The following is a 13,501-nucleotide window of genomic DNA, read 5'->3' on the forward strand; positions in this document are numbered from 1 at the left end:
TTTTGAGTTTTGAACATTCACCATCACTAATTGGATGATTACCGATCTTCACGAATTATAATTTTCTGGCAATCATTAACCCATCGCGGATTGGGAATAAAACATTTTGAACTCGTGGATCATCCTGCATTTTTTTATTAAACTCTAAAATAGCTTTTGTATCTACTTCTTCCCAGGTGGATTCATCAATAACTTTTCCATTCCAAAGTACATTATCGGCAATAATATAACCACCTGATTTTACACGATCAAAAACCAAATCGTAATAGTTGGAATAATTGGATTTATCGGCATCCAGAAATACGAGGTCCCATTCTAAATCTAATGTAGGGATGATGTCAATTGCATTTCCAATATGATAGGTGATTTGATCTTTACATCCAGATTTTTCAGCATATTCCTTAGCTAAATCTTCGAGCTCTTCATTAATATCAATAGTATGAATCACACCTTCAGGGGTAAGACCTTCTGCCCAGCAAATTGCAGAATACCCGGTGAAAGTTCCTATTTCTAGTACATTTTTTGGCTGTATCATGTGGCTTAGCATACTTAATACGCGACCTTGAAAGTGTCCGGCAAGCATTCTGGGATTTAGAATTTCTAACCAGGTTTTTCGATTGAGATCTGCTAAAGCTTCAGGTTCCTTTTCAGTATGTTTTACAACATAAGAATCTAATTTGGGATCTAAGAAATTCATATTGAATAGTTTTTTGGAACGTAAATTAATGAACTAAGTTCTTTAGGTGCGAAAACTTCATTAGCTACATCAGCTAAATCTGTTGCAGTAATTTTATCAATCTGTTGGAAGATTTCACTTATAAAATCAACTTTATTGAATGTTAGAAGGCTTTTCCCAAGTGATAACATAATGTTTAACCCACTTTCATGACCGAGAGCAATTTGGCCTTTGATTTGTTGTTTGGCCTGGTTGAGTTGAATCACGCCCAATTTTTCAGTTCGCAACTTATTTAACTCTTTATGGATAAGCTCAATACTCTGATCCAATTGCTTATGATCGGTACCCATATAAATACTGAATTCACCGGAATCAGAAAAACCTGAATAATTGGATTCTAAATGATACGCAAATCCATGTTTTTCGCTGATATTTAGATTTAAACGGTTGTTGAGTGATGGACCACCAAGAATGTTATTGAGTAAAATTAGAGCTCTCTTCTTATCATGATTGTAAGCATAGGCTTGATTTCCAATCATAATATGTGCCTGATGGACTTGTTTTTTTTGAATGATTTGTTGGACTGTATAATCAGAAGGAGCTGTTCTATGAACTTTTTCACCAGAGAGTTCCTTTTGAGGTAGAAATTTTTCTAACCACTTATGTAGTTGTTTGGTAGTTACATTCCCAACAGATGCAATGACCATATTTTCAGGATGGTAATAGTTTTGATGGAACTGAAGTAGATTTTTCCTTTTTGCTTTCTTAATATGTTTAGGTGTCCCAAGAATAGAACGGCCTAAGGCATGATTCGGGAAAATGATTTGATCAAAATCTTCAAAGATTTGATCAGATGGATTCTCTTTATACGCATAGAATTCATCTAGTATGATCAGTTTTTCACGGGTGATCTCCTTATCCGGAAAAGTAGGATTGAAAGCAATGTCAAAAGTAAGTTCAATGGCACGTGGGTAGTACTGTTTTAGAAAAGACGAATGTATAGTGGTTTCTTCCTTTGTAGTATATGCATTGAGTTCTCCTCCAATGTTGTCTAATCGATTGAGGATATGGTAAGCCCTTCTATTGGTAGTGCCTTTAAACATGCAATGTTCCAGCATGTGGGCCAATCCAATTTCATCTTCATTTTCGTCACGACTTCCTACGTTAACGAATAGTCCTAAATGTGCAGCGTCACCATCTTTTTGTTGGTGAATAACCTGAATACCATTGGATAATGAAAAAACTTCGAATTCCATGAATAGACTATTGATTTGGAATCTGCAAAGGTCAGTACCCCAAAATCAAATAGCAAGTTTAAATTCAAAGAATGTGAATAATAATTAAGATTTAGAGTTATTATTCCTTGGTGGGCGCTTTTTTCTATTGCGATTTTTATTGTTGTTACGATAACGTTTCTTACCCTTTTTCTTTGGATTCATAGCCTCGGGATTGTATTCAGGACTTTCTCCAATTTCCTCAGGTGTAAGATATTTATCGACTTCTCTTTCTATCAGTTTTTCGATATAGGTAAACTTTAACTGATCTTCAGGACTAATAAATGTAATTCCTGCACCGTCTTTACCTGCCCTTGCAGTTCTTCCTATTCGGTGAACATAATCAGCAGCGTCACTCGGTACATCAAAATTAACCACATGACTCAAGTCGTCAATATCAATACCTCTTGAAACAATATCTGTGGCTACAAGAATTTCGTATTTACCGGATTTAAATAAACGAATAGCTTCATTTCGTTCTTCCTGCGTTTTATCACTATGCATCGCCACCACGGAAAAACCAAGTTGCCCCAATTTTCGTGTGATTTGATCTACCTGAACTTTTCTTGAAGCAAATACAATCATGTTTTTAACTTCCTGATGGTTTAGGTAATGCTCCAGTAATTGAATTTTATACTGGTCATATACCAGAAAAGCCACCTGATTAATTCCTTCTGCTGGTTTGGCAATTGCCAAATTGATCTCTTTAGGTTTGTTTAGCAATTTCTTCGCAAGTTGTTTGATTTTGCCATCCATTGTTGCTGAAAAAAACAAAGTCTGTTTTTGAGCGGGTAGAAGTTCATTGATTTTTAAAATGTCATTCACAAATCCCATATCCAGCATTCGGTCCGCTTCATCGAGAACCAGCGTTTGAACTTTTTTTAGATCAACATATCCTAAATTGATATGCTGAAGAAATCTGCCGGGTGTAGCGATAATGATATCCACACCACTAGTCATAGAGTTTTTTTGTATCGAAAAAAGATCTCCTTGATTACCGCCATACACCGCTTGAGAAGAAACCGTTGTAAAATATCCAAGTCCAGTAAGATTGACTTCAATCTGCTGGGCAAGTTCCCTGGTAGGAACCAATATCAAACATTTAATTCCAGACTCTGTTAAACCATCAAGTTTTTGCAATATTGGGATCAGAAATGCAGCTGTTTTTCCGGTCCCAGTTTGTGCAAACCCCATTAAGTCGGTGTTTTCTAATATGGCCGGAATGGCCTTTTCCTGAACCGGAGTAGGAGAGGTATATTGCATAGCATCTATACCATCTTGAATTGATTGGTTTAAATTGAATTTATCGAATCCCAAGTTGTAATGTTTTGATTATTGAGATTATTTGCAGTTTTGCAGCATCTCAAAGATTTTTTTAACGCCCTCAAAAATAGCCAATAGATTGAGTTAAAGTAGGAATGTATAAAATGTTTTGAACAGGAGAATGATGGTCCTCTTCCTAAGAAGTAATCTCTTTTTGTTTAACTGGAGTTCCATTCTTAAAACGAACAATCCTTTTTATGCTACCAGAAGTACCAAAGAAGAGCCATTTACCTTTTTTTAAACCTTCCTTAAAGTTTCCAACGGATTCAATTTTTCCGCTTGGAAAGAAGAATTTCCATTTACCCACCTTTTGAAGTTCCCATGTACTTAAATCTATTTTGGGTTCTTTTTTCCCAAAACTTTTCATACTACCATCGGGGTAATAGTTTTCTTCATAACAGCCAACCACATTTTTTTTCACATCCGTATAGTATTTGCGGATAGATCGAATGTTGTTGTTTTTAAAATGAAGTTGAATGGTAAAGAAATCCTGGTAGTGTTGGAGTGTATATTTTAAAGCACCATCCTCCTCATAATATTTCCAAATTCCAAATGGAGTGTTGTTTTGATAATATCTACAGAATTTAAGTTGACCATTCGTCCAGAACGCTTCTTCAGTAATTAGGGAGATTTCAACATGAATTCCATTGGAAACCTGAATCGTACTGTCCACAAAAGTTTGCTTGTTTTGAGGACTATTTAAGTCTTCTTTGGTAAATCTTTTTGTAAAAGTAGCCAAATCATCATACACAATATTATGTGTTTGACCTAGTAGATTTAGTGACCAGAATAGCCACGTGAATTTTAGTATTAGTTTCATTTGTTTAGGCTCGGTAAAACTAAACGAATGATGTAAACTGAAATTATACGAATTGTAAAATAAAGTTAAGATTTTGGGCTTGAAATGCAGAAGGTTAATGGAACGAATAACCTAGAGTTGTTGTGAAGCCATAATCATTATTCGAAGCATTATCCGAAGGAGGTTTGCTATCGAAATTGTAGTAAAATTTTCCACCCACGTAAAAGTTGTCGAAAACTTCTATGTTAACATCGATGTTATAATCCACACGATATCTCCCGCTATTATTGAAACTGGGATAAAGATCGAACTTTGTATTTAATGAAATCTCCGGGAAAGTATAACGATATATCTGATAAGAAATAGAAGCTTGTCCCTCAAAGTTTGATGTTCTGTTTGCTTGTTGTTCTGAGATTTCCATGTTGGGAGCAACACCTAGCAAGACATATAATCTCTGACTATTTGTATGGTACACATCTCCAAGTATTCCCAGTCCTCCTTTTAAACGCAGATATAGGCCTAATTCGGTATTTTGACTTCCTCCAAGGTTACCTGACCAGGACCAAACTCCACTGATTTTTTTCTCGAAGTTTAAGTACAGGTCATATTTGCTGGATGTGGCAGCAGTGTCATTTGGAGAAAAGGTTTGAACATTACTTCCTGTTAACGAAACCAAAGACCCTTTATTTCTGTACTGTAGATTCCAATCCACATTAAAACGGCCGATATCACTGGCTTTGGTATAGTTAAACCCCATATTGATTTTACCACTTGTTCTCAGGAAGAAGGTGTTTTTAATAGGATATATTTCTACAATTTGATAGAGGTGGAAATTACTTGAATCATAACCGGAATTAATATTGATCATACCTTGGATGCTGGTGGAATCGATAAATCCGTATATAGTTCGTCCGTGCGATGTGGTGAACTCAAAGAATTTATCTGATTTAATGGAAGAGATCTTATCGACATCTACAGTAACGGTTCCCATTCCATCCATTTTGAATGCCAATTGACCATAATCCAGTTTTTTTATTTCGCCCAATAAGATATTCCCGTTCACATGAAACAAGGAATCTGTTTTTTGACTCTGCACCAAAAAAGATATACTTACGAATACAAATAGGACAAACGGTCTGATGGTCTAAATTTTAATGGAAACAAATGTAAAAAAAGAAAGCCTTTTTGAACTTGATCAAAAAGGCTTTAAAATCAGAGCTTTGCTTGTTTATCCACTACACATTTCGCAGTTATCTGGATTTTCAATTGAACATGCCAGAGCTTCGGCTTCCTGAATTTGTTGTGCGGTTAATTTTTGATTTTGGTCGGTATTTACCGTGAACTTAATTGCATCTCTTGCAGCTTTGGTACGTAAATAATACATACCTGTTTTTAAACCACTTTTCCAGGCATGGAAATGCATAGATGTGAGTTTGGCAAATGTTGGACTTTCAACAAATAGATTCAGTGATTGCGATTGACAGATATATGCGCCTCGATCTGCGGCCATGTCAATGATGGCTCTTTGTTTGATTTCCCAAACGGTTTTATAGAGAGCTTTGATATCTTCCGGAATTTCATCGATATTTTGAATCGAACCATTTTCCATCATGATCCGATTTTTGATTTCACTATTCCATAAACCCAATTGATTCAAATCATGAAGTAAATGTTTGTTCACCACGATAAACTCTCCGGATAATACACGTCTGGTATAAATATTAGAAGTATAAGGTTCGAAGCATTCATTATTTCCTAAAATTTGAGAAGTAGATGCTGTTGGCATTGGTGCTACTAACAATGAGTTTCTTACACCATGTTCTTTAATCTCTGATCTCAATTCGTCCCAGTTCCAACGATTCGAAGGAGTAACATTCCATAAATCAAACTGAAATAAACCTTGTGAAATTGGTGAACCTACATAAGATTCATAGACTCCTTCTTTTATTGCTAAATCTTTGGAAGCAGTCATCGATGCAAAATAAATGGTCTCAAAAATGTCTTTATTTAATTGTTTTGCTTCCGGAGATTCAAATGGTAATCGCAATAAAATAAAAGCATCGGCCAATCCTTGAACTCCTAATCCAATTGGACGATGACGGAAGTTTGAATTTTCAGCCTCTTTAACGGGATAGTAATTGTAATCTATAATTTTGTTTAAGTTCTTGGTAGCTACATAGGTCACATCATAAAGCTTTTGATGATCAAATTTTCCGTTGTTAACAAATTTGGGAAGAGCCAATGAAGCCAAATTGCATACGGCAATCTCATCTTTGGATGTGTATTCAATAATTTCAGTACATAAGTTAGATGAACGAATTGTTCCCAGATTTTTTTGATTGGACTTACTATTACAAGCATCCTTATAAAGCATGTAAGGTGTACCTGTTTCAATTTGAGATTCTAAGATTGTGTTCCAAAGGTCCCTTGCCGGAATACTTTTTCGACCTTTTCCTTCTCGCTCGTATTTTGTATATAATTTCTCAAATTCTGCTCCGTGTGTATCGTATAATCCTGGGCATTCATGTGGACACATCAATGTCCATTTTTCGTTGTTTTCTACACGTTTCATGAATAGATCAGGAGTCCACATCGCATAAAATAAATCTCTGGCTCTTTGTTCCTCTTTACCATGATTCTTTTTAAGTTCTAAAAATTCAAAAATATCTGCGTGCCATGGTTCTAAATAAATTGCGAAGGACCCTTTTCTTTTACCTCCGCCTTGATCTACATATCGCGCAGTATCATTAAATACTTTAAGCATTGGAATAATCCCATTAGAATTTCCATTAGTACCTTTAATATATGAGCCTGTGGCGCGAATATTATGAATGCTTAATCCAATTCCACCAGCGGATTGTGAGATTTTTGCCGTTTGTTTTAATGTATCATAAATCCCATCAATGCTATCTTCTTGCATGGATAACAAGAAACAAGATGACATTTGTGGTTTTGGTGTTCCAGAATTAAACAGGGTAGGAGTGGCATGTGTAAACCATTTTTCAGACATTAGGCTATAAGTTTCAATAGCGGCATCAATATCTTCTTTATGGATACCTAGAGAAACACGCATCAGCATATGTTGAGGTCTTTCAGCGATTTTGCCATTAATCTTTAACAAATACGCGCGTTCCAGTGTTTTGAAACCAAAGTAATCGTAATTAAAGTCCCTATCATAGATAATTGCTGAATCTAGTTTTTCTGCATTGTTTTGAATGATTTGATGAACTTCTTCTGAGATTAATGGAGCGTCTTCTCCTGTTTTGGGATCGATATATTCAAAAAGTCTTTGCATTGTTGCTGAAAAACTTTTCTCAGTGCTCTTATGTAAATTAGATACTGATATCCTGGAAGCCAATAAAGCAAAGTCAGGGTGTTGTACCGTCATTGTTGCTGCGACTTCTGATGCCAGATTATCCAATTCCGTAGTAGTGACTCCATCAAACAGGCCTTCGATAACTTTCATGGCTACAGTCGTAGGATCAATCATGGGGTCCAAACCATAACATAGTTTTTTGATTCTTGCAGTAATTTTATCAAATTGAACTGCTTCTTTTCTACCGTTTCTCTTTTGTACAAACATTGATAATGATTTAAATATTATTGGATATGGATATTTTAGAAATCTTCATCCAGACTGAATTCATTTGTGGTAACCTGAGTATTTGAAACTCCTGCCTTTTGATATTCAGCAACTCTTTTTTCGAAAAAGTTTGTTTTTCCCTGAAGTGAAATCATATCCATAAAGTCAAATGGATTTGAGACATTATAGATTTTAGGACAACCCAATTGCGCCAAAAGTCTATCAGCAACGAATTGGATATATTGGTTCATCAGGTCCGCATTCATTCCAATAAGTTTAACCGGAAGTGAGCTAGTTACAAATTCAGCCTCAATATTTACAGCATCAGAAATGATTTTGGTGATTTTTTCTACAGATAGTTTATTTACCAGATGCTCATTATACAATAAACAAGCAAAATCCATATGCATACCTTCATCTCTTGAAATAAGTTCATTCGAGAAAGTTAACCCTGGCATTAATCCGCGTTTTTTAAGCCAGAAAATAGAGCAGAAGCTACCCGAAAAGAAGATACCTTCAACTGCCGCAAAAGCAATTAAACGTTCCGCAAAAGTTCCATTGTCAATCCATCTTAGTGCCCATTCTGCTTTTTTACGAACCGGAGGGAAGGTTTCGATAGCATTAAATAAATAATCTTTCTCTTTTGGATCTTTGATATAAGTATCTATCAGTAGGGAATAAGTTTCAGAATGTACATTTTCCATCATCACTTGAAAACCGTAGAAGAACTTGGCTTCGGTATATTGTACTTCATTTAGAAAGTGTTCAGCCAGATTTTCATTCACAATACCATCACTAGCAGCAAAGAACGCCAGGATGTGTTTAATGAAAAACCTTTCATCATCATTTAATTTGGTTTCCCAGTCCACAATGTCTGATGAAAGATCAATTTCTTCAGCGGTCCAAATACTGGCCTGCTGATCTTTATACATCTGCCAGATATCGTTATGTTGAATTGGAAACAGAACAAATCGATTCGGATTTGACTTTAATATTGGTTCTTCCACAATTTTTGTTGAATGAATATCTTTAGAATCCATAGTTTGAAGTATTAGAATACGGTTGTTTAATAGAATGAATGTATGAGGATGCTTATTCCGGTAATTGTAATGGAACAGCTTTTTTGTCATCGTTAATTGCAACCATAAGAAATTCGCCTTTTACAGCTAATTCTCTATGGTTTTTATGCATCTGCTCAATGTAGATTTCAACACGCACCTTAAGACTGGAGTTGCCAACCATGGTTATTTTTCCAATGAGTTCCGCAAAAGTTCCCGAAGGTATAGGCTGTTTGAAGTCTACTTTATCTGAACTTACAGTAACCATTTTTTGACGGCTAAATCGTGTTGCAGTAATGAACGCGACTTCGTCCATCCATTGAAGAGCAGTTCCACCAAATAAAGTATCATAATGATTTGTGGTATTAGGAAATACGCATTTTACCACATGTGTTTCGGCATTTTTAATTGCCTGTTTTTGTCGCTCCATTGTAAATTGTAATGGAGGAATAAAGTTGAATGTTTTAACTTTTATCCCCGAAAGTTTGTAACTATATGATTGATTTTGGCAGATATCCTGACTTGCTCCTTATCTCCACACCTTCCCAATAGAATCTATCAGTGGTATGTTGTGAAAACTTATAAAGCTTACAGTTGCGGGTACAGTTCAGGCTTTTCACCTGATTCCCTTTTAATTCGCCATTTAAGGCAAAACCAAATTCGAGTACAAATGTAGATGAGGTTATGTCTGATTTGTGAGGTTAAGTCAGATCATTTATTAAGAAGTTTTTCACATGGTGAAGTCCTCTAACCTACCAGGTCTATAAGACCTGGTAGGTTAGAGAGGGTAAAATCTTTTTTCATTTTTAATGTTAATTTGAAATTTTCAACATCATCAAATAAACTAATTACTTCTTTTCTTGAAATTTCCGCTGGCACATTTGATATCAAATCTAGATAGGAAGAGTATTTATAGGTCTCAAAGTTGGCGATTCCATGATGAGAGGAATTGGTGTTTATATAAATGATTAAGTTTTTCAAATAATCAGAATTATTAACTTTAATACGTTTGGGATGCTTTTGAAACAAGCTACCAGTTCTGCAATACATTTTATTAAATGCTTTTGCGTATGCGTTAAAAAAGTTAGAAAATGGTTGTGAAATTTGTCTTTGATTGAAATATTCAAAACTCAATTGATGTTCATCTTTTATTCTAAGAATTAAATGAAAGTGATTCGGGAGTAAACAGTAACTATATACATCAGCGACCGCAGGTAAATATTTAAACATGAGAGAAATAAAATATTGATAGTTATTATCGGACCGGAAAAGATTCTCTTTGTTGTTACCACGATTATAATAATGGTAAAAATTACCAGGTTCAAGTGGAGTTATTTTCATAAGGTTAAATTTTAAGGAGTAAAGATATGAAATTAAAAGTCCTCTAACCTATCAGGTCTTTTAGACCTGATAGGTTAGAGGACAAAAAAAGCCCCTTTTGATTATCAAAAGGGGCTTTTTTATAGTTTAATTAAGTTTTACCAAATTGATACACGATCGTCTTTAGCAATATACATACTATCGTTTTCTTGAATTTTGAAAACTTCGTAGAATGCATCCACGTTTCTTAACGGTTCGTTTGCTCTATACATACCAGGTGCATGAGGATTGGTGTTGATTTGACTTCTTAAAGCCTCATCACGGTATTTTGTACGCCAGATGGTACCCCAGGACATGAAGAATCTTTCTTCAGGAGTAAGTCCATCAATGGTTTCTGTCTTACCATTAGCTTTAAAGTACGCTTGTAATGCATCCCAAGCTAGGTTAACACCACCTAAGTCACCAATGTTTTCTCCAAGTGTTAATTTACCGTTTACATGAACTCCAGGTAAAGCTTCAATTGCATCAAATTGAGCAATAAGTTTTTGACCACGTTCCTGGAATTGTTTTAAATCAGTTTCAGTCCACCAGTTTACCATATTTCCACTTGCATCAAATTGACTTCCCTGATCATCAAACCCGTGGGAGATTTCATGACCGATAACCGCACCAATTCCACCATAGTTTACAGGCGCATCTGCATTGAAATCAAAAAATGGAGGTTGTAAAATTGCTGCTGGGAATACGATCTCATTTGCTAATGGGTTGTAATATGCATTAACGGTTTGAGGAGTCATTCCCCACTCAGATTTGTCCACTGGTTCGTGTAATTTAGCTACCTCATCTCTGAAGTTCCAGTTTTTAGCAGCCATTGCATTTCCAGCATATGATCCACCGTTTTCAACTGTTTTAATGTCTAAAGAACTGTAATCTTTCCATTTGTCAGGATATCCAATTTTTACAGTGAAACTTGCTAATTTCTCTTGTGCTTTAACTTTAGTTTCTTCAGTCATCCAATCCAGATTCTGGATTCTATTTTTCATAGCGTCAAGGATGTTACTCACCATTTCCTTTGCAGTTTCTTTTGCTTCAGGAGGGAATACTGCGTCTACATAAAGTTTACCAATCGCTTCACCAACGTATCTGTTTGTTGCGCTTAAGACTCTTTTCCATCTGTCACGCATTTCAGTAGTTCCGCTTAATTCTTTTCCGTAGAAATCGAATGAAGTTTGAACCATCTCATTGTTTAAGTAACCTGCATAGTTACTCATGATTTTGTAAGTCAGATAGTTTTTCCAAAGTTCAATATCATTTGCATTAATGATGTCTTCCATTTTTTGAATGAACTTTGGTTGCATTACGATTAAAGTATCCAGGTCTTCAATCCCCATTGTTTTGAAATACGCATCCCAATTAATAGAAGGAGCTAATTTGCTTAAATCTTCTTTTTTGTAAGGATTGTATTGCGCTTGAAGATTTCTACTCTCGGTAGAGTTCATTGAAGCAGAAGCTAAATCCGCTTCCAATTCATAGATTTTTTCTGCATTTGCTTTAGCATCTTCAGGAGTCTGTCCTTTGATGGTAAGCATGTTACTGATATAAGCTTTGTATTTGTTTTGGATATCAACAGATTTTTCATCTGTTTTAGAATAGTAATCACTATCCGGTAATCCTAAACCGTCTTGCGCTAAATAAGCTGCTTTTACATTTGAATTTTTAACGTTTGGAAAAATTGCAAATCCAAAGAATGAACCTCCACCATAAGTTTCTTCATATGCTAAATAATTCACCAATTCATCTTTGTTTGAAATCGCATCAATTTTACTAAAGAACGGATCTAATGGAGTTAATCCCGCTTTTTCAGCTGCAGTACTATCCATACCTACTGCGTAGAAGTTAGCCGCTTTCTTTTGATCGCTGTTCGCATCATATTTGTTACTACTAGAAGCACTTTCTAAAACTTCTAGAACTACTTTATTGTTGTTCTCTCTTAGTTCGTTAAAAGCTCCCCAGGAACCTTGATCACCAGGAATTTCTGTATTCTTAACCCAGTTACCGTTTACGTGCATAAAGAAATCGTCTTGAACACGCATAGACTCATCCATATTCGATAGGTCTAAACCATGATGTTTTTCCACCACAGGTTTTTCCTCCTGTTTTACAGTAGCATTATCGCTCGCACATGATGTGGCTAAAGCTACCAACGGAAGAATAAAAATTGATTGGTTGAATTTCATAATTGTTAAATTTGGGGTCGAAAATAATCTATATTTTTAAAGCCTCCGTTAAATTGTGAAAGAACGATCAATTATCATGATAGACGGAGATACTTTGGTATAAACAAAATTAGGATTGAACAGTTTCATCCTCAAATTATTACATTTGATTGATTATTACATTTTATGACAGATATTAACGAATCGAAAAAAGCCTTTCCAACTATATTTTATTTAGCCGCTATTGTTATTGTATTAGGAGGGATTATGTATGCTTCCGATATTGTAACTCAATTTTTAATGGCTGTTTTTGTGGCAATTATTGCGTCTAAACCAGTACGATATCTCCAAAAGAAAGGTGTGCCCGCAGGTGTTTCTGTAACTATTGTATTGATATTTATCATTTTGCTCACTTCATTTCTAGGTGGTGTAATAGGATCATCAGTTGCGAAGTTTACCTCAAATCAAGACTTATACAGTGAGAAGGTGTCTCATGCAACACATGGCTTATTTGATTTTCTGGAAGCGCGAGGAATTAATACTTCTAAAGAAAGAATTATTAAGACAGTAGATCCGGGAATGATCATGAATTTTACAGCCAAAATTTTGAATGGATTGGGAAGTTTGATGGGCAATATGGCGATGATATTGTTAATTGTAGCTTTTATGCTGGCGGAACAGACTAGCTATGGAGTCAAGATACGCGCTATTATGAATAAGCCGGAAAGTTCGATGTCCAATATTACCGTAGCCATGGATCAAATCAATCAGTATCTGGGAATTAAAACTATAACAAGTTTATCTACAGGTGTGATCATTGGTTTACTACTATGGGCCATAGGAGTAGATTTTCCTTTTATGTGGGGCTTGATCGCATTTTTGATGAATTACATTCCAAATATTGGTTCGATCATAGCAGCTATTCCCGCTATGTTTATGGCATTTATTAGTTTGGGCTTAACAGGAATGATTTGGACTATTGTGATCTTTCTAGCTGTAAATATCATTATCGGAAGTATCATTGAACCTCGCATCATGGGGAAGGGGCTCGGTATTTCGACTCTGGTTGTTTTATTGTCTTTGATTTTTTGGGGCTGGATTCTGGGGACAACAGGAATGTTCTTGTCAATACCGTTGACTTTAGCCGCTAAAATAGCTTTTGAATCTCAAGAGTCAACTAAATGGATGGCTGTTTTATTAGGGACAGAAGAAGATGCAAATGAAATAATAAAACAGCGAGGAAATTAATTCC

At 35.4% G+C, this 13,501-nt stretch carries 11 protein-coding genes and 1 riboswitch; of the genes, 1 reads left to right on the forward strand and 10 read right to left on the reverse strand.

Annotation, left to right across the window (positions count from 1 at the left end; translation table 11 throughout):
• Positions 1–55 precede the first annotated feature (55 nt).
• The 10 genes from KFE94_14755 to KFE94_14800 form a co-directional block, all read right to left on the reverse strand.
• Positions 56–697 (reverse strand): class I SAM-dependent methyltransferase, encoded by a 642-nt coding sequence (locus KFE94_14755; protein ID UTW65900.1) that lies wholly within the window; start codon positions 695–697, stop codon positions 56–58.
• Positions 694–1,932, reverse strand: coding sequence for an insulinase family protein (locus KFE94_14760; protein ID UTW65901.1), 1,239 nt, complete (start codon positions 1,930–1,932; stop codon positions 694–696). Before KFE94_14760 ends, KFE94_14755 begins: the two co-directional genes overlap by 4 nt.
• 84 nt (positions 1,933–2,016) lie before the next feature.
• Entirely contained in the window at positions 2,017–3,267 is a 1,251-nt protein-coding gene (locus KFE94_14765) for a DEAD/DEAH box helicase (protein UTW65902.1), read from the reverse strand.
• Between the two features lie 142 nt (positions 3,268–3,409).
• Positions 3,410–4,093: a hypothetical protein gene (locus KFE94_14770; GenBank protein ID UTW65903.1), complete on the reverse strand. Its 684-nt coding sequence runs from the start codon at positions 4,091–4,093 to the stop codon at positions 3,410–3,412.
• Positions 4,094–4,187: 94 nt separating this feature from the next.
• Entirely contained in the window at positions 4,188–5,168 is a 981-nt protein-coding gene (locus KFE94_14775; GenBank protein UTW65904.1) for a DUF481 domain-containing protein, read from the reverse strand.
• A 132-nt stretch (positions 5,169–5,300) separates the two neighbouring features.
• Positions 5,301–7,655, reverse strand: coding sequence for a ribonucleoside-diphosphate reductase subunit alpha (locus KFE94_14780; protein UTW65905.1), 2,355 nt, complete (start codon positions 7,653–7,655; stop codon positions 5,301–5,303).
• Positions 7,656–7,690: 35 nt separating this feature from the next.
• Positions 7,691–8,695, reverse strand: coding sequence for a ribonucleotide-diphosphate reductase subunit beta (locus KFE94_14785; protein ID UTW65906.1), 1,005 nt, complete (start codon positions 8,693–8,695; stop codon positions 7,691–7,693).
• A gap of 52 nt (positions 8,696–8,747) precedes the next feature.
• Positions 8,748–9,143: an acyl-CoA thioesterase gene (locus tag KFE94_14790; protein ID UTW65907.1), complete on the reverse strand. Its 396-nt coding sequence runs from the start codon at positions 9,141–9,143 to the stop codon at positions 8,748–8,750.
• Positions 9,144–9,202: 59 nt separating this feature from the next.
• A riboswitch (cobalamin riboswitch) is annotated at positions 9,203–9,387 on the reverse strand.
• 73 nt (positions 9,388–9,460) lie between these two features.
• Entirely contained in the window at positions 9,461–10,054 is a 594-nt protein-coding gene (locus KFE94_14795; protein ID UTW65908.1) for a transposase, read from the reverse strand.
• 137 nt (positions 10,055–10,191) lie between these two features.
• Positions 10,192–12,270 carry a M13 family metallopeptidase gene (locus KFE94_14800; protein UTW65909.1) on the reverse strand — a complete coding sequence of 693 codons (2,079 nt, stop codon included), beginning with the start codon at positions 12,268–12,270 and terminating at the stop codon, positions 10,192–10,194.
• A 165-nt stretch (positions 12,271–12,435) separates the two neighbouring features.
• Between KFE94_14800 and KFE94_14805 the strand changes: the two genes are divergently transcribed.
• Entirely contained in the window at positions 12,436–13,497 is a 1,062-nt protein-coding gene (locus tag KFE94_14805; GenBank protein UTW65910.1) for an AI-2E family transporter, read from the forward strand.
• Positions 13,498–13,501 lie beyond the last annotated feature (4 nt).

This window comes from bacterium SCSIO 12643 (assembly GCA_024398135.1).
Lineage (GTDB): Bacteria > Bacteroidota > Bacteroidia > Flavobacteriales_G > Salibacteraceae > CAJXZP01.

Coding starts and splice junctions, on each gene's coding strand:
- KFE94_14795 (UTW65908.1), bottom strand. CDS start 10,054: ATGAAAATAACTCCACTTGAACCTGGTAATTTTTACCATTATTATAAT.
- KFE94_14800 (UTW65909.1), bottom strand. CDS start 12,270: ATGAAATTCAACCAATCAATTTTTATTCTTCCGTTGGTAGCTTTAGCC.
- KFE94_14790 (UTW65907.1), bottom strand. CDS start 9,143: ATGGAGCGACAAAAACAGGCAATTAAAAATGCCGAAACACATGTGGTA.
- KFE94_14805 (UTW65910.1), top strand. CDS start 12,436: ATGACAGATATTAACGAATCGAAAAAAGCCTTTCCAACTATATTTTAT.
- KFE94_14760 (UTW65901.1), bottom strand. CDS start 1,932: ATGGAATTCGAAGTTTTTTCATTATCCAATGGTATTCAGGTTATTCAC.
- KFE94_14755 (UTW65900.1), bottom strand. CDS start 697: ATGAATTTCTTAGATCCCAAATTAGATTCTTATGTTGTAAAACATACT.
- KFE94_14785 (UTW65906.1), bottom strand. CDS start 8,695: ATGGATTCTAAAGATATTCATTCAACAAAAATTGTGGAAGAACCAATA.
- KFE94_14770 (UTW65903.1), bottom strand. CDS start 4,093: ATGAAACTAATACTAAAATTCACGTGGCTATTCTGGTCACTAAATCTA.
- KFE94_14780 (UTW65905.1), bottom strand. CDS start 7,655: ATGTTTGTACAAAAGAGAAACGGTAGAAAAGAAGCAGTTCAATTTGAT.